The sequence below is a fragment of the Kribbella sp. NPDC048915 genome (assembly GCF_040649595.1).
Taxonomy (GTDB): Bacteria; Actinomycetota; Actinomycetes; order Propionibacteriales; family Kribbellaceae; genus Kribbella.
Window position 1 is genome coordinate 114,112 of record NZ_JBEZFT010000001.1, and the last position, 17,770, is coordinate 131,881.

The window sequence follows — 17,770 nt, forward strand, 5'->3', positions numbered from 1 at the left end:
TCTGACTGATGTGTGGGTCGGGTTGCTCTGCTGGAGCAGGGCGGTCGGTGGCCGTCTGCGTGCGGGACGGCCGGGGCGGAGACGGCGTGGCGTGGAGACAGGGTGGGTTTACCCACCGTGTTGTGGGTTCCGCACCCTTCAGACGGGTCAGGAACCCACCACACGGTGGGTGAACCCACGGTGTGGGGATGCGTGGTCGTCCAGTGCGTGGTCGTTCAGTGCGTCGTCGTTCAGTGCGCGGTCGTTCGGCGCGCGGTCGTTCAGCGCGGGCGCCGGACTCGGTCACCCGAGCCCGGACCCATCCACGGATCGGTCATGAGAACCGGATATCCCGCCGGCGTGCGTGGCCTCGCGGCCGGCTCGCCAGACCTCGACCGCCGGCCGAAGCGCGTGCCAGGTCCAGTCCCAGTCACTACGCACACATCAGTCACAAGAGCCGAGCAGACGCTGAATGTACGGCTCCCGCTCCGCGGCCGTAGCCGGAGTCGGCAGCCGCCTGCTGTTGTAGAGGTTGTCGTCGGGGTAACGCGGGAAGACGTGCACGTGGTAGTGCCACGCCGTCTGGTAGCCGTCGGGTTCGTTGTGCTGGCGGGTAGAGATGCCGGTGCAGCCGTACGACGTGCGCATGGCGATGGCGACCTCGCGGACGACGTCGTGTACCGCGTGGCCCGACTGGGCCGGCAGGTCGTACAGGTTCTCGTGGTGGGCGGTGGGGATGACCAGGACGTGGCCCAGGTTGTTCGGCCACCACCAGGAGGCCACGAAAGGCCAAGGCGTGCTCACGGCGCAGCACGATGTCGTGCTGCGCCGTGAGGTCGTCCTCCGCGCCGGCGACCAGACGGCAGAACGGACAGTCGTAGTCGTCGGGAGCGTGGTTGAACATGCTCAGCTTGGTATCACATCAGCTGGGTGTCACGAAGGTGATGTAGCTGGAGTTGCCTTGGCCCGGGACGGCGGAGTTGGCGCCGAGGAACAGCTCGCCGGGTGGGACGTCCCGCTCGAACAGGATCAGGCGTTGGTCGGTGGTGCCGACTGTCTCGCCGGTGCGGGTGTACGAGGACAACCACGCCGGCCACCACGCGTTCTCGCCGCGTGGGTCGAAGGCGACGTACACCTTCGCCGGTCCGGTCAACCGCAGCCGCAGGTAGTCGTCGGGTCCGGTCGCCTTGGAGTCGTCGTTCGAGCCCTGCACCAGCGCCTGACCGCTGAGCTCGTCCGGCAGGTCGGTGATCGTGTAGCTGCGGTCGACGTAGATCGGTGCACCGGGCTGCGCCTTCACCAGGTTCGACAGCTTCTCCGGCGACTCGACGGACACCAGGTTGCTCAGCAGCGGCGGCTCGCTGGCCCTGATGCCCAGCACCCGGTTCCCGACCGTCTTGACCGACGTCGCGGCCTCCCCCGTCAGTGGTGCGTAGGTGAACGACGACAGCGGTACGGCGACCCGCTCCAGCGTGTACGAACTGTTCGGAGTCACCGCCGCGGTCAGCACGTCGTCGGACGTCGTTGCAACGACCACCCGACCGCGTGTGTCGACCACCCGGACCGCCTCACCCGGCCACGGGTTCCGCAGCTTCAGGGTCTCGCGACTACCGGCCTGGATGCCAACCACGGTCGGTACGCCGTCACGGACCTCCGTGCTGATCCGGTGCCCGCCCTCGATCTCTACGGAGCCGGCCACGTCCCAGTCCTTCGGCCATGCGGGCGCGACGTCGACAACGCCGTCGTACGACTGCACCAGCGCCTCTTGCAGACCGGTGCTCAGCACACCGCCCCACTCGTTGTAGAAGCTCCGGTTGCGCACCGGCTCCTGACCGGTGCGGTGGACGGTGAACCCGTTCGGGAAGATCTGGAAGTCGGCGATGCCCTTCAGCAGCATCCGCTTCACCTCGTCCGGCAGCCCGAGCCGTGCAGCCCAGGTCGCGTCCATGCCCCAGTCCTTGTCCTGCGGGTACACCCGCTGCCGGTACGTCGCCTGCATCAACTCCGATGTCTCGTGGAACAGTCCCCACGGCCAGAGCGCCTCCAGTTCCGGGTTCTGGGTGTTGTGTGCCTCCTCGTCGGTACCGGACCACGCCAGCACCTCCTCACCGCCACGCTGGACGGTGCGGAACGGTGGCAGCTTGCCGACCGCGTCACGCAGCTGCTGGGCCAGCGCGGTGTCGCCACGCGACGCAGCCAGGTCGGCAACGATCGGGAAGATCACCCGCATCGCCGCCAGATCGGGCACCGGGTCGCTGGTGTCCCACTGAACCTCCAGCGCGTTCACGTGCTCGAGGTGCAGCAGGCCGTCCGCCCCGGTGGTCATCGCGGACAGGTAGAACCGCGCCACGTCCCGCATCAGTGGGTAGCTGCGGTTCAACAGGTCCTTGTCACCGGTGTAGCGGTACTGCTGCCAGATGTTGTTGACCAGCTCCGGCCCACTCGTCAGGATCCGCCGCGTCCAGCTGGGCTCCTGCTTGTTGTCGCAGCCGTCGCCGGTCCCGTCGTACCGCATGAACTCGGGCAGGCACAGTCCCTCGCCGCCGGTCCAGTGCGTCCGCGTCCACTCGCGCATCAGCTCCGCCCGGTCCAGGTAGAACTTGAAGTACGGCGCATTGAGCTCGCCGATGCCTGCACCGAGGTTGGCCGACACGAGCATCCGCAGGTTGAAGTGCCAGTACGCGTCCTGCGCCCAGTCCGCCTGGTCCCCGGACGACGAGAACATCCGGACGACGGCGCCGTGCGTGCTCGGTACGTCGCCGCGCATCGACGCGGCCATCGTGTACAGCTGCAGCGTGCGCAGGTTCTCGACGTACTCACCGGAGCCGTCGGCCGATGTGATCCGCAGCGGGGCCGCCTTCGCCCAGAACGCGTGCCACCACTGCAGGTGGCGACTCGGCGTCTCCTGCACTGCCTTCTGGACTGCCTGGTGCGCAATGGTCCGCAGCTCACCACCGCGGTACGACGGGACGCCGACAACGATCCGGTAGCTGCCGTCCGCGCGCGGGCGGAAGGTGAGCCGTACGGTCAGCGGATCGACCACGGCAGCCTTCACACCACGCGCCTGTGCCGTCAGCGCGGCTACAGCTCCGGTGACGCTTCCGGACGCCTCGTCGTGGAATGTCTCGGCCAGAGCAGCAACCGCACCTACTGCGCTGGCAGAGGGCGTGCGACCGGGCCACAGCTTCAGGTCAGCTGTCTGCGCACGTGACGGATCAGCGCCCGTCACTTCCAGAACGAACTGGTCGGCGTCAGCACGCACGTACGAGCGCGCTGTCATCCCGCCACCGCTCTGCACCAGCTGCCCGTCGTACAGCGCCAACCGGCCGCTGTAGTCGTCGGCACGCATCAACGGGTCCAGACCGGGGACAACGAGGCGGCCTGCGGATTTGAGGTCCGGGAAGGTGTCCACCCGGTTCAGCTGGGCGCTGTACCCCTTCTCGGCCCACACTGCGGCGCCAAGCACGCCGTTCCCCAGGGGCATCGCCTGATACGTCCGCCACGCCGGCCCCTCCTGCACGAGGTCGGAGCGCGACACCAGCCCAGCGGTGTCGCCCTGCAGCGCACCGTCGTGCCAGGCGGTCGTCTCGTCTTCGGCGGGCGTGCTGCTGACAGCAGGCAGGGAGGTGGCGCCCACGGTCAGCAGAGCGACCAGCAAGGGTATGGTCAACCGGAGCGCGTTCATGACCGCGCCTCGATGAAGTAGTCGACGCCGCGGCGGGTGCGGAAGTCGACCACACCGTCCTCGGGCCGGGCGAACGCCACCGGACCGGCGGACGACTTCACGTCGGCCTTCACCCCTGTCCGCAGCCGGAGCCGATTGCCGAGCAGCGACCTGATCGTTGCCTTGACCAACTGCCCGTCGGACCACGAAAACTCCAGGTCGAACCCGCCGCGGGCGCGCATGCCGCGGACCCGGCCGGTCGGGAACGCCGACGGCAGCGACGGCAGCAGCGCGACCTCGCCCGAGTGGCTCTGCATCAGCATCTCGGTGATGCCGGAGACACCGCCGAAGTTGCCGTCGATCTGGAAGGGCGGATGCAGGTCGAACATGTTCGGAGCGGTCCGCCCGGGAGCGAGCAGCTGGGTCAGGTGCTTGTAGGCGTTGTCCGGCTCGAGCAGCCGGGCCCGCAGGTTCAGCTTCCACGCCAGCGACCAGCCGGCCGTCACCGCCGGTCCACGCAGCTCCAGCGACTTGCGGGCCGCGTCGGCGAGCTCCGGCGTCCTGCGCGGTGTGATCTGGTCACTCGGGAACACCGCCCACAGGTGCGAGACGTGCCGGCTCGACTCCAGCGCGGCTTCCTCCCAGTCGATCAGCCACTCCTGGAGCTGGCCGAGGTACCCGATCTGCAGTGGCGGCAGCTTCGCCTTCGCCGCCGCGGCGGCTGCCGCCATCGCCGGGTCCTTGCCGAGCAGGGCCGCCGCCTGTCCGAACACCTTGAACAGGTCGTGCAAGATCTCGACGTCCATCGTCGGACCGGCGCAGGTGCTCACACCCTCGTCGTCGATCTCGTGGTGCTTCACCTCGGGTGAATGCGACGGGCTGGTCACCAGCCATCCCGTTGCCGCGTCCGTCTGCAGTTGGTCGAGGAAGAACTCCACCGACCCACGCAGCACCGGGTAGTACCTGCGCAGTGTCTCCAGGTCGCCGGTGTACTCGTACCGCTCCCAGAAGAGCAGGGACAACCAGGCCCCGCCGGTCGGCCAGACGCCGTAGTACGCGAAGTCGACCGGTGCGGTGCCACGCCAGCCGTCGGTGTTGTGGTGCGCGACCCAGCCGGGAGCGTCGTACATGGCGGCGGCCGTGCGGGCGCCGGACTCGGCCAACTCGGCGGTCATCGCGAACAGCGGGTCCCAGCACTCGGCCAGGTTGGCGGGACCGGCCGGCCAGTAGTTCATCTCGCAGTTGATGTTCAGCGTGAACTTCGACTGCCACTCCGGGAGCATCTTGTAGCTCCAGATGCCCTGCAGGTTGGCCGGTTGTCCGGGGCTGCGTGAGCTGGAGATGAGCAGGTACCGGCCGAACTGGTAGTACAGCGCCGCGAGCTGCGGGTCGCCACCGTCGCGGAACGCCGCGATGCGCTGATCTGTCGGCAGGGCGATCGCGTCCGACGTACCGAGGTCGACGTCCATCCGGCCGAACAGCCGCTGGTAGTCGTCGACGTGGTCGTGGCGCAGGCGCCCGTACGCCGGGCGGCCGATCGCGGTCAGCGGCGCCGCGGCCCGGGCGACCTGATCCGCGCTGACATCGAGGTAGTTGCGGTAGCTGGTGCCGACGGACAGCAGCAGCGTGACCTCGTCCGCGCCTGCCACCGACAACGTGCCGTCCGCGACCGTCGTCGTACCGCCTTCGGTGAATGCCCGCAGCAACGCGCAGAACTTCACTGAGCCGGTCAGCCCTTCGGCGTCGCCGCTGATGCCGTTCAGCGCCAGCGTGCGCTCGTCGTACGTCGCCGGCGTTGCAGCCTGCTCCGTGCTGTACGACGTGGTGAAGGTGAGTGCACCACGCCTGCTCGCGGTCATCCGCAGTACCAGAACCTGTGCGGGATGGCTGACGAACACCTCACGCGTGTAGCGCACCCCTGCGTGCTCGTAGCTGACCGAGGTGATCGCAGTGGTGAGGTCGAGCTCCCGGCGGTACGACGTAACCGCCGCGGCGTCGATGCCGGGAAAGGCGAGGTCTAGGTAACCAACCGGTTGGTACTGCATCTGCTCGGTCGGACGGCCCATGAAGTGTTCTTCGGCGAGGTTCTGCGCGTCCAGGTACTTCTCCTCGGCGATCAGTCGCCGGATCTCGGGCAGTACCTCCTTGCCCATCGGGTCGTCGTACTGGTGCGGGCCGCCGGCCCAGATCGAGTCCTCGTTGAGCTGCAGCTGCTCGGCGGCGGTTCCGCCGTACACCATGGCGCCGAGGCGCCCGTTGCCGACGGCAAGGGCTTGCAGCCACTCGGTGGCGGGAGAGGTGTACCAGAGTTTGAGCGGGTTGGTGTCACTGCCAGGCGGCGGCCCGGCGGTAGCAGCAGGAGCAGCTGTGGCCGTGAGTGGTGCGGTCAAGGAGCCGGCGACCGCTGCGGTGCCGGCTGCGGCGCCTGCGGTCCGGAGGACCTGGCGTCTGGTGTATTCGGACATGGGGCGGTCTCCCTGGGGCGGTAGATGCGCTGGGCGGTGCCACGGAGCACGTCGTTGTGCGTCGCGGGTGGGAGCAGTGCGGTGGTTCGGCGGAGCACCTCCGCGCGGGAACGGGCCGGCGTGCACACCGGCCAGTCCGAGCCGAACAGCAACCGTTGACTGCCGAAGAGTTCGAGGGCGACGTCGACCAGTGCGCGGAGGGCGTCGGTCGCGAGGTGGGCGGTGCCGGAGAGCTTGACGGAGACGTTCGGGCACTCGGCGAGCGCCCGCATCCCGGTCAGCCAGTCGTCGTTGGCGGCTGCGGACGAGGGGTCGGGGTTACCAAGGTGGTCCAGGACAAGACGGGCGCCCGGTACGGCGTTGGCGAGCCGGGCGGCGCCGATGAGTGCGGAGGGCCGCAGCAGAAGGTCGATCGCCAGCCCGGCCTCAGCGGCAGCGCGTACCCCACGCAGATGCGCGGGAGCCGTCATCGACTCAGGATCGGTTTGATCGTGCGGCGGACTCCGGACGCCGACCAGCAGTTGGTCGTCCGGCCAGCGGTCGGGTACGTCGAGCAGGTCGAACCAACCCACCACGCCCACGACCCGCTGGTCCTGCTGCCCCAACGCCAGGAGATCCCAGACCTCTGCGGGATCCGCGTCCGCCTGCACGAGCACGACATCGGTGGTGAAGCCCTCGAGCGTGAAGTCGCGGCGCAGCGGATGACCGGACGGCAACCAGGCAAGCGCGCGCCGGGACAGCTCCCAGACGTGCACATGCGCGTCGAGCACGGCGCCGTCGATCGCTGGGCCGTCGATCTCTGGGCCGTCGATCGCTGGGCCGTCGATCTCTGGGGCGTCGATCTCTGGGTCGTCAGTCATGGTGGGCGGCCGGGCGGGTGATGGAGCTTTCGCCCCGGGCGTGGGCGGCGAAAAGCCGGGCGGAGTCCTCGGGGTCGGTGCCGGTCAGTACCTCGATCAGGTCGACGTGGCGGCGAGCCATCAAGCCCCAGTCGCCGGCGTACATGGCGTTCGACACCACCTGCAGGTTCCACAGGGCCGGCTCCAGCGTGCGCCAGACCTTCAGCAGCATCGAGTTGCCGCTGGTGGCCAGCACCTGGCGATGGAACCGCAGGTCGGCCTCGCGGAACGCGCCGATGTCGTGGTGCTCGGCCGCCTCGCTCATCCGCTGAACCTCGATCCGGAGCAGATCCAGCTCCTCGGTCGGCACATGTCCGGTCGCCCGCCGGGCCGCTGCGGACTCGAGCAGCACCCGAACCTCCCGTGCCTCGCGTGCCTCGACCTGTGAGATCTCGGTGACGAAGTTCCCCAGCCGCGGCCGGTAGGTCACCAGCCCCTCGTGCGCCAGCCGGCGGACGGCTTCCCGCGCCGGCGTCTGGCTGGTGCCGAGCACCCGCGCGATCTCGGACTCGACCACCCGCATCCCCGGCGCGAGCTCGCCGGACAGTATCCAGCCGCGGATCGCCTCGTAGACCCGGTCGGACAGCAGCTCCGGGTCGGGCGACGCCGGCGCGGGCGGCCGGCCGCTGCCGACCACGATGCCGGTGCCGGAGCGGTGGTGCTGGATCTCCTCCCGGCGCCGCCGCGAAACCGTCGACTGCGAGACGCCGTACGTCGCCGCCAGCTCGCGGGTCGAGGGCCGGTGTCCGGAATCGGCCATCGATGTTGCCGCGACTGCACCGAGCTGGACCCGGTCGACCATCCGCGGCCGGCCGCTGCGCATCCCGTCGTCCAGACCGGCCATGCCCATCCGGAGAAACCGGCGCCGCCACTTGCCGACGGTGCCCGGCGTGACCTGGAGGAGGTCCGCGACAGCCTTGTTCGAGCGGCCTTCCGCGCTCGCGAGCACGATCCGGGCCCGCAAACGCATCGCGTCACTGGTCCGTGGCGCGGCGGCCAGCTGGCTCAGTGCGGTCCGCTCGGCCACCGACAGGGTGAGCGGAGACTTCGGTCTTCCGGCATCGGGCATGGCTGCATCGTGTCCCCGTTCACAGGGTTCTGCCAACCCTTTCATTCACGGACTTCTGACTCACGACGTCCACTTTGCCGCGTAAACGTTGACACCTGTCCGCCGCGCTCTGCATCGTCACTCGATAACGACGCCCGGCCGCCCCCGACGCCGGGACGATCCGAGGAGGACCCGGAATGGCTCGTTCGGTACCGCGCACGACACGGCGTTCCGCCCGTCGCACGCTCGGTCTGCTGGCCTCCGCCGCGATTCTGGTGAGCGCGGCGGGGTGCGGTGGTGGCGGCTTCAGCGACGACAAGGGCGCTGCCGGCGGCAGCACCGGCGAAGTACGCATGCTCGTCAACATCACCCCCAACCTCACCAAGAGCTACTGGGAGGGGCTGGTCAAGCCCTTCGAGGACGCCAACCCGGGCGTCGACGTGAAGATCGAGGCTCCGACCGGATCCGGCGTGAAGGACACGCTGCCGCAGTTGCTCGCGGCCGGCAACGCACCGGATGTCGTGGAGACGTTGATGGCCGACAAGGTGCTGGCCCCGCAGATGCTCGACCTGACCGACCAGGCGTGGACGAAGGACACGCCGCTGGTCGAGCAGGCCGCGCTCGACGGCAAGGTCTACACCGTCGGCGTCGGTCAGCAGGCGCAGTCGCTGGTGTTCTACAACAAGGACGCGTTCGCCAAGGCCGGCATCAGCGCACCGCCGAGGAACCTGGACGAGCTGACCGCCGCGATGGGCAAGCTCAAGGCGGCCGGCTACCTGCCGCTGCAGACCGCCGGTGACTACGTGACCGGCCTGCAGTTGCTGCAGCTCAGCGATCCGTCCATTGCCACGAAGTACCCGGACTGGTACCAGCAGGTCAACTCCAAGCAGGTGAAGCTCGGCGACACCATGCTGCCGCTGCTGGAGCGCTACGAGTCCTGGATCAAGAACGGGTACGTCGACAAGAACGCACTGGGGCTGAAGGACGTCGGCGCGCAGACGAACTTCCTGTCCGGCAAGGCCGCGATGTACATCATGGGCAGCTGGTTCGTCCGGACGGCGGACGAGGCGAAACCGTCTTTCGACCTCGGCGTGTTCGCCGCACCGACCGAGCCGGGGCAGCCGTCGCCCGGACCGCAGGGTGTCACGATGGCCGCGCCGTACATGGTGCTGAAGTCGACCGAGCAGCGGGACCTCGCGGTGAAGCTGGTGCAGTACCTGGTCACCGACAAGGACGCGGTCCAGAGCCAGCTGGCGCAGGACGGCAACTTCCGCAAGGGCTTCACCGACAAGTTGTCGCCGCTCGGCAAGCAGGTGCAGGAGATCCTCGACCAGGCGCCGAAGCACGTCGCCCAGGGTGAGGGGTACGGCGCGAGCACGCTGCCGTCCGGCTTCAACGGTGAGTGGAACAAGGCGGTCCAGAGCCTCTACACGGGGAAGAGCGCAAAGGACGTCGCCACCCGGATCGACGCCTGGATGGGCTCGAAATCGTGAGAGCCCGCCTGACGACACTCAGTATGGTCGGCCCCGCGCTGGTGCTGTTCGTCGTCATGCTGGTCGTCCCGGTCGGTCTGTCGATCTACCTCAGCCTGACCGACTGGAACGGCTACAGCGCGAACCCGGCGTTCGTCGGCCTGAAGAACTACGTCAACCTGACCCAGAGCGAGGAAGCGATCCGCGCCGGGTGGGTGACTCTGCTGATCGCCGTGGTGGGCACGATCCTGCTCAGCGTTCTCGGCCTCGGTTTCGCCCTGCTGGTGAACGGCGCGTCCCGGCTGAACGCGCTGTTCCGGATCGTGCTGTTCTACCCGCACGTGCTCAGCGCACTGGTCGTCGGCTTCCTGTGGAGCGCGGTCCTCGGTACGTCGGGTGTGGTCAACGGCTGGCTCACGTCGAAGGGCGCCGAGGTCCTGCCCTTCCTCTCCGACCCCAGATGGGCGCTCGCGAGTCTGATCGCCGTACTGGTGTGGGCCGGGTTCGGGGTGAACGTGGTGCTCTACCTGGCCGGTCTGCAGACCGTGCCGAAGGATCTGCTCGAGGCGGCGCGCATCGACGGGGCGTCCAAGCGGCAGACCTTCCGCAACGTCACGCTGCCCGCGCTGGCACCTGTCGTCACTGTCAACCTGGTGCTGTCACTGGTGACGCTGCTGAAGACCTACGACCTGGTGGTTTCGCTGACCGGCGGCGGCCCGGCCGGATCGACGCAGACCGCGGCGTACCTGATCCTGTGGGACTCGTTCCACAACAACGCACTGGGCTTCGGGTCGGCGCAGAGCGTCGTACTGATGGTCATCACCGCCGGGCTCGCCCTCACCGTGGCGAAGCTGCGCTCGCGCGCCGACCAAGGAGTGCAGACATGAGCGCACTCCGGATGCCGCGCGTGGCGACGATGCAGCTGAAGCCGCTACGGACCAGGGGGTGGGGACGGATCGCGTTCCTGCTCGTGACCAGCGTGCTGATGCTGGTGCCGATGTACCTGCTCGTGGTGAGCGCGTTCAAGTCGCAGCGGGACATTCTCACGCACCCGTTCTCGCTCGCGCCCGATCAGCTGACCACGGAGTACCTGCGCAAGGCGGCGACCAACCCCGACTTCAACATCGCCAAGGGGTACGCCGTCACGGTCCTGTTCGTGGTGTCGGTCAACGTGCTGTCCGTGGCGCTGGCCGGCCCGGTGTCGTACGTGATCGCCCGGCGCAGCGAACGCCGGTACCGAATGCTCCTGCTGCTGTTCGTCGCCGGGACCTTCATCCCCAGCCAGGTGCTGGTGATCCCGGTCGTCTACACGCTGAAGTTCCTCGGGCTGATGGGCACGATCCCGGGCTTCGTGCTGTTCGAGACCACGCTGACGTTGCCGTTCTCGATCTTCCTGTACGCCGGGTACATCATGACGATCCCCGCGAGCCTGGACGAGGCCGCCGCGGTCGATGGGGCCGGCAAGCACCGGGTGTTCTGGTCGATCGTGTTCCCGCTGATGAAGCCGGCGGTGGTGACGATGGTCATCCTGAACACGTTCTCGGTCTGGAACGACTTCGTGAACCCGCAGATCATCCTCGGCCCGGGCAGTGGTCTCTACACCGTGACGACCGGCGTGTACGCCGCGGTGAGCCAGTACTCCACCGACTACACGGTGGTGTTCCCGACGCTGCTGCTCGCAGTGGCTCCGTTGCTGGTGGTCTTCGTGCTGCTCCAGCGGCACGTGATCAGCGGCCTGACCGCGGGAGCGACCAAAGGATGAACCAGACAACGCAACGGGTCGTCGCGGAGATCCCGATCGGGGTACCGCCGGCCTGGGCGATCATGCAACGCCGCCTGTTCGACGTGATGGACGAGGGCTGGTGGCTGTTCCGCGAACGCTACTGCCTGCCGGACGGCGGCCTGCGCTACGCCGGACCGATGCAGAGCCGTGACGGCGCGGACGACTTCTACGAGGCGTTCGTCAACTGGCCGGTGCTCTACCAGTTGGGCGGCGCCGACGATCTGATCGACGTCTCGAAATGGCACTGGGAAGGTGTCACCCGCCAGCTCACCGACCTGGGCTTTCTGGTCGACGAGTTCGAGCGCGGGTACGACTGGTTCCACATCGGCGAGTCGATGATCTTCTTCTACTCGCTGTGCGCGGCCGACCCGTCCGACGAGGTGTTCCGCGAGCGTGCCTACCGCTTCGCCGAGCTGTACCTGCCCGGTTCGCCGGCCGCCAACTACGACCCGCGAACCCGGACGATCCGCGCGCCGCACAACGGCGCCGGTGGTCCGCGGTGGGGCATCAACGACGAGTGGCGGACGTTCGGGGCCGACCAGGACAAGATGAAGATCTTCGGGCTGCCGCTGTCCGGTGTCCCGGGGATCAGCGGCTGGGACGACCTCAAGGACCCGGCGAACGCGGAGCTGATGGGCGCGGAGATGATCCGCCGACTCGGTGCTGGTGACACCGCAGTCAACCTCGCCGCGACCAGCCTGACCGCGAACGCCTGGCTGTACGACCACAGTGACCGCTTCGCCGCCTGGACCCTGGAGTACCTGGACGCGTGGGAGGAGCGGGCCGCGGCGAACGGCGGCCTGCTGCCCGACAACGTCGGTCCGAACGGCATCATCGGGGAGTTGCACGACGGACGCTGGTACGGCGGCAACTACGGCTGGAACTGGCCGCACGGTGTCTACAGCGTCGGCTCCGCCGCATGCGTCGCGGCGCTGAACGGCGTCGTACTGACCGGTGACTCGCAGCGGCTGGACTTCGCGAGGCAGTTGCTGGACCACCTGTACGAGCGTGGCATCGACGGCGCTGTGGACGAGACCGAGCTGAGCATCCGGGACCGGTGGGAAGCAGAGCTGGGGGAGGACTGCGCCAACCCGACGCTGCTGATCCCGAACCGCCACAACGACGACGGGTGGTTCGACTACCAGCCACCGCAGCTCGGGCTACCGATCTGGCTGTGGCAGGCGGCGTTCGACGCGGCGGACCGGGACCGATTGTCGAACCTGCGCCGACGCAGTGGCTACGACTGGCGGACTGTGCGCGACTTCCGCAACAAGGAGGACGCTGGACACGAGGCGCCGTGGCTGGCGTACCTGGTGGGCGACAACCCCGGGTACCCGGAGGCGATGCTGGGTGTCGCGCTGTCGCAGGTGCAGCGCCGGATGGACCTGATGGCTGTCGACAAGGTCGACCCGGCCGAGCTGAACATCCATCACTGGCAGCGCCACAATCCGGTAGCCACCGAGGCGCTGCTCCAACTGACCACGGGGACCCCGCAGCTGCTCTACAACGGCGGCCTGCTCCCGTTGCGTGTCCTGTACCTGGACGCGGATCGTGGACGCCCCGGCCTCCCTCCGGACGTCGCCGCACTGGTCGACACGGTCGAACCGGACCGCACCGGGCTGGAACTGGTGAACCTGTCCGCGACACAGACCCGGCGGGTCGTCGTCCAGGCAGGCAGCTTCGGTACGGACCGCATCGACGAGGCAACGGTGTCGACGGCGACAGGCGAGTACCCCGGGCCGTCACCGGCGTACACCTCGACACCGCCGGCCGTCGGCAGGCGCACGGTTGTTGTCGGCGGCAACAGGCTCGAGGTGACGATGCCGCCCGGCCGGAAGATCCGGCTGGACCTGCGGCTGACCAGAAACACCTACCGCGCCACTCATCTGGCGCTTGACTGATCGAACACCGAGGAGATCTATGAGCAGCACGGAACAAGCTCCGGTGACACCTGTCTGGGATCTGCCGGTGCGCGGCGACACCCCGCCGGCGCCGGACCCGGACCTGGTGTCGCGGCTGTCCGCGATCGGGTCGGCCACCGCCTGCGCCCGGTTGCACAACCAGGGCATCCGCCGGACCTTCGTCGACGGTCCGACCAGCATGTTTCCGGGCAAGAAGGTGGTCGGCCGCGCGCTGACCCTGCAGTTCATGCCACAGCGTGAGGACATCGCCGACGGGCAGAGCCAGGAGTACATCGAGCGCAGTACGGCGCTGTGGGCCGTGCTCGACGAGATCCAGCCCGGCGACGTCCTGGTGGTCCAGGCCTACGGCAGCCACACCACCGGCTGCTTCGGCGACATGCTGGTCCGCTACTTCAAGCTGCGCGGCGGCGCCGGCATCGTCGTCGACGGCCGGATCCGCGACGTCCCGCGGGTGTCACAGCTGGACGTCCCGATCTGGTCGACCGGAGCCACCCCGCACTACGCCTCCCAGTCCGAACTGTTCCCGTGGGCGTACAACGTCCCGGTCGCGGTCGGCGGCGTCCTGACGCTGCCGGGAGACCTGGTGCTCGCCGACGACGACGGTGCCGTCGTCGTTCCCCGCCGGCGTGCCGAGTCCGTCGTCCAGGCGGCCGCCGAGCACGACGAGTGGGAGAAGTTCAGCCGGCGCCGGATCGACGAGGGCGCCCCGTTGCGTGACTACTACCCCCTGACCGAGAAGACCCGTCTCGAGTACGAGCGCTGGCGATCCGAGAACGGCAACGCCGGCGCCTGACCTCCCCGAGAGAGGACCCCGCCCACCATGTCCACACGAACCAGGCGATCGCTCAGCGCGGTCGCCGGGGTGGTCGCTGCTGCCCTGGTGACAGTAGCCGCCGTCCAGCTCAACGCCCAGCCCGCCGGTGCCGCCGACTGCAAGACCTTCTGGGTCGCGCCGACCGGCGACGACACCGCCAAGGGAACCGAGAAGAGCCCGTGGAAGACCGTCACCCGGGCCCGTGACGAGATCCGGTCCAAGCACCTGAACGATCGGATGAACTGCGACCTCACCGTCAACCTGAAGGCCGGCGACTACCCGGTCGGCAGCACGATCGACCTCGACCAGCGGGACTCCGGGAAGAACGGCCACCGGGTCGTCTACCGCAGTGTCGACGGTCCCGGCAAGGCGAACCTCCGGGGCGCCGAGGAGCTCACCGGGTGGACGCCGTACCAGGACGGCATCTACAAGACGACGTTCGACAAGACCAAACCGTTCTACACGCTGTTCGAGGACGGGAAGCGCGCGACCAACGCCCGCTACCCGAACCGCGGCAGTGACGAGCAGTGGTCGCCGTACCTGACGTCGATCCTCTACGAAGAGGACAAGATGGACGTCCGGAACTGGCTGTGGGGCAACCCGGGCGACTGGGACGCCACCTGGGACCTGAGCCAGGCATCGGTGACGATCTGGTCGGGTGGCTCGTGGTCGTGGTTCACCGACACGATCCCGCTGCTGGACACGAACTTCAAGAAGACGCAGACGACGCTGAAGTACTGGACCCGTTACGCGATGGTGAACAGTCGCGGCGGATCGCGGTACTTCTTCCACAACTCACTGAGCTTCCTCGATCAGCCGGGTGAGTACTACGTCGACTTCAAGGCCGGTGAGGTCTACTACAAGCCGCGCAACGGCACCATGGACGGCGTCAAGGTGCTGCGGCCGACGGTGAAGACCGTGCTGAACCTGGCCGGCAAGTCGCCGGAGGACCGGCTGCGCGACGTGACCTTCGACGGCATCGGCGTGCAGTACTCCGACTACGTCAGTTGGTACCGCAACGGCTGGGTGTCGGCCGGTGACGCCGGGCTGGAGCACAAATACCCGGAGTACGACCGGCAGATCGAAATGCCACGAAACCGGTTCGGCGCGATCACGCTGACCAACACGAGCAACATCGACCTGAGCCGGCTGCACCTGTCCGACACCGGCTTCACGGGGATCTACCTGCTGTTCGCCAACGACCACACCACGATCACCGACAGCCTGCTGGAGAACCTCGGTGCCGACGGCATCAAGGTGGAAGGCGGCTGGCCGGGTGAAGGTGACCTGAGCAACCACCACACGATCTCGAACGTGTTCATCGACCACGTCGGCGAGCTGGTCCCGGGCGACGCGGCCGGTATCGAGCTGATGGACACCGGCAACAACACCGTCACGAACGTCCAGGTGCAGCACAGTGCCCGCTACGGCATCAGCCTGGAGTCGCGACCCGAGGTAGTCGACGGCGACCAGTACGCGAGCGGCAACACGTTCAAGTACATCAAGCTCGAGCAGGTCGGCCTGGACAGCGGTGACATGGGCGCCTTCTACACCTACGGCGTGGACAACCAGGATCCGCACCCGGTGACCAACACCGTCGACCAGATGGTGATCGGCGACGTCGTCCCGGACCCGTCGATGCCGGACGCCGGCGGGACACGCGGCGTGCACATGGACGCGGGCGGTTGCGGTTTCGCTTTCAGCAACGTCCAGGTGGGACAGGTGACCGACCAGAAGTACCAGTCGTACCAGTGCAACGAGGTGACCAACGCCGACTGGGCCGAGGGCTTCGACGCATCGAAGATGGAGTACGACAAGATTGGCGTACTGCCCACCTTCCCGTACGACGTGGAAGGGCGGTGACTAGATGTCGACACGATCAGGACTGATCATCGGACTGGCGGTCGGGGTGATGGTGCCCGCCGCGGTCTTCGGCGGGTCGGCGCTCGGAGCAGGTGCGGCGCCGACCGGGCAGACCGGGTGCTCGACGTACTGGGTGGCTCCGAACGGCAACGACTCCGCCGCGGGCACCGAGCGGAAGCCGTGGCAGACGATCGAGCACGCGCGGGACACGCTGCGGCTCCGAGGGCACTCCGGATGTACGCCGGTGGTGAACCTGAAGGCCGGCACCTACCGGGTGGACAGGACGATCACGTTCGACGCGCGCGACTCGAACGTGACGTATCGCAGCGTGGACGGGCCGGGCAAGGCCGTCTTCGAAGCGGGGCAGGAGGTCACCGGGTGGACGCCGTACAAGGACGGCATCTTCAAGACCGCCGTCGACGTCGACCAGCCGTTCTACACGCTGTACGCCGAGGGCAAGCGCGCCACGACGGCGCGATACCCGAACCGGGAGTCCGACGACAAGTGGGCGCCGTACCTGCGGTCGATCCTGTTCGACCCGACCAAGGAGGCGGTGCGCGACCAGCTCGGGTTCAACACCGGCGACATCGACCCGTCGTGGGACCTGCGGCTCGGGACGTCGTGGCCGGCGCAGGTGACGGTGTGGTCGGGCGGCTCGTGGTCCTGGTTCACCGACACGATCCCGATGCTGGACATCAACTTCACCAAGCGGCGGACCACGCTGGTGTACCCGGCACGCTACGGCTTCATCAACTCCGGCGGCGGGTCGCGGTACTTCGTGCAGAACTCGCTCAGCCTGCTCGACCAGGCCGGCGAGTACTACCTGGACCACCCGGCGAAAACGCTGTACTACAAGCCGTCCGGCGGGACGATGGACGGCGTGACGGTCTATCGGCCGACACAGACGCAGGTGTTCTCGATTGCGGGCTCCGCACCGGCGAACCGGGTGCAGAATCTGACGCTCGACGGCTTCACGATCCAGCACACCGACTTCATGGAGTGGTACCGGTACGGCTGGAACGGGACGGGCGACTCGGGACTGAAGCACAAGTACCCGAAGTACGACACCCAGATCGAGCTGCCGCGGAACCGCTGGGGCGCGATCACGCTGACCAACACGCGCGGGGTGAAGCTGACCAGGTTGCACCTGCAGCAGACCGGGTTCACCGCGATCGAGTTGCTGTTCGCGAACGAGCGGACCACGGTGTCGGACAGTCTGTTCGAGCACCTCGGGAACGACGGCATCAAGGTGGAGGGCGGCTGGCCCGGTGAAGGTGATCTTGCCCAGGGCAACACGTTCACCAACAACTACATGCACCACATCGGTGAACTGGTGCCGGGCGACTCGGCCGGCGTCGAGATCATGAACAGCGGCGGCAACGAGGTCAGTCACACCGTCGTCGAGCACGGCGCGCGGTACGGCATCAGCATCGAGTCGCGGCCGGAGATCCCGAACGCGGACAACTACACCGGTCGCAACACGGTGAAGTACGTGCGGCTGTCGCATCTGGCGCAGGACAGCGGCGACACCGGTCCGTTCTACGCGTACGGTGTCCGCAACGAACCGCCGTACCCATCGGACGCGGTGGTGTCGCAAATGATCATCGACGACGCGAACGCCGATCCGTCGATGCCGGACTCGAAGCCGTACGGCGTGCACATGGACTTCGGCGGCTGCGGGTTCGCGTTCTCCGACATCAAGGTGACGAACACCGCGAACGACCCGTACCACGGGCCGTCGGCCGGGCCCTGCGACACGTTCTCGAACGTCAGCTGGGAGGACGGCTTCGACGAGTCGAAGCTCGAGTACGACCGGATCGGGGTCCTGCCGTCGTTCCCCTACGAGAAGCCCTGAAGGTTC

At 67.9% G+C, this 17,770-nt stretch carries 12 protein-coding genes; 7 read left to right on the forward strand and 5 right to left on the reverse strand.

What is annotated here, in order from left to right:
• Positions 1-423 precede the first annotated feature (423 nt).
• From AB0B82_RS00475 to AB0B82_RS00495, 5 genes are all read right to left on the reverse strand, one after another.
• Positions 424-783 (reverse strand): HIT domain-containing protein, encoded by a 360-nt coding sequence (locus AB0B82_RS00475; protein WP_360160844.1) that lies wholly within the window; start codon positions 781-783, stop codon positions 424-426.
• Positions 784-901: 118 nt separating this feature from the next.
• Positions 902-3,664: a hypothetical protein gene (locus AB0B82_RS00480; protein ID WP_360160846.1), complete on the reverse strand. Its 2,763-nt coding sequence runs from the start codon at positions 3,662-3,664 to the stop codon at positions 902-904.
• Complete coding sequence (locus AB0B82_RS00485; RefSeq protein ID WP_360160848.1) at positions 3,661-6,108, reverse strand: glycoside hydrolase family 95 protein; 2,448 nt, start codon at positions 6,106-6,108, stop codon at positions 3,661-3,663. The genes AB0B82_RS00480 and AB0B82_RS00485 overlap by 4 nt, the downstream gene beginning before the upstream one ends.
• Positions 6,030-6,968: an amidohydrolase family protein gene (locus AB0B82_RS00490; protein WP_360160850.1), complete on the reverse strand. Its 939-nt coding sequence runs from the start codon at positions 6,966-6,968 to the stop codon at positions 6,030-6,032. Before AB0B82_RS00490 ends, AB0B82_RS00485 begins: the two co-directional genes overlap by 79 nt.
• Positions 6,961-8,076, reverse strand: a complete 1,116-nt coding sequence (locus AB0B82_RS00495; RefSeq protein ID WP_360160852.1) for an FCD domain-containing protein — start codon at positions 8,074-8,076, stop codon at positions 6,961-6,963. Before AB0B82_RS00495 ends, AB0B82_RS00490 begins: the two co-directional genes overlap by 8 nt.
• Positions 8,077-8,252: 176 nt before the next feature.
• Between AB0B82_RS00495 and AB0B82_RS00500 the strand changes: the two genes are divergently transcribed.
• From AB0B82_RS00500 to AB0B82_RS00530, 7 genes are read left to right on the forward strand one after another with little or no spacing between them, the layout of a single operon-like run.
• Positions 8,253-9,548, forward strand: coding sequence for an extracellular solute-binding protein (locus AB0B82_RS00500; RefSeq protein WP_360160854.1), 1,296 nt, complete (start codon positions 8,253-8,255; stop codon positions 9,546-9,548).
• On the forward strand, positions 9,545-10,414 hold the full coding sequence (locus AB0B82_RS00505) for a sugar ABC transporter permease (protein WP_360160856.1): 870 nt from the start codon (positions 9,545-9,547) through the stop codon (positions 10,412-10,414). The genes AB0B82_RS00500 and AB0B82_RS00505 overlap by 4 nt, the downstream gene beginning before the upstream one ends.
• Entirely contained in the window at positions 10,411-11,289 is an 879-nt protein-coding gene (locus AB0B82_RS00510) for a carbohydrate ABC transporter permease (protein ID WP_360160858.1), read from the forward strand. Before AB0B82_RS00505 ends, AB0B82_RS00510 begins: the two co-directional genes overlap by 4 nt.
• Positions 11,286-13,211, forward strand: a complete 1,926-nt coding sequence (locus tag AB0B82_RS00515; RefSeq protein ID WP_360160860.1) for a hypothetical protein — start codon at positions 11,286-11,288, stop codon at positions 13,209-13,211. The genes AB0B82_RS00510 and AB0B82_RS00515 overlap by 4 nt, the downstream gene beginning before the upstream one ends.
• A gap of 19 nt (positions 13,212-13,230) precedes the next feature.
• On the forward strand, positions 13,231-14,025 hold the full coding sequence (locus AB0B82_RS00520) for a hypothetical protein (protein ID WP_360160862.1): 795 nt from the start codon (positions 13,231-13,233) through the stop codon (positions 14,023-14,025).
• 27 nt (positions 14,026-14,052) lie between these two features.
• Positions 14,053-15,909, forward strand: coding sequence for a right-handed parallel beta-helix repeat-containing protein (locus AB0B82_RS00525; protein ID WP_360160864.1), 1,857 nt, complete (start codon positions 14,053-14,055; stop codon positions 15,907-15,909).
• 4 nt (positions 15,910-15,913) lie between these two features.
• A complete protein-coding gene (locus AB0B82_RS00530; protein WP_360160866.1) occupies positions 15,914-17,764 on the forward strand; it encodes a right-handed parallel beta-helix repeat-containing protein in 1,851 nt (616 codons plus the stop codon).
• The last annotated feature ends 6 nt before the right edge of the window (positions 17,765-17,770 follow it).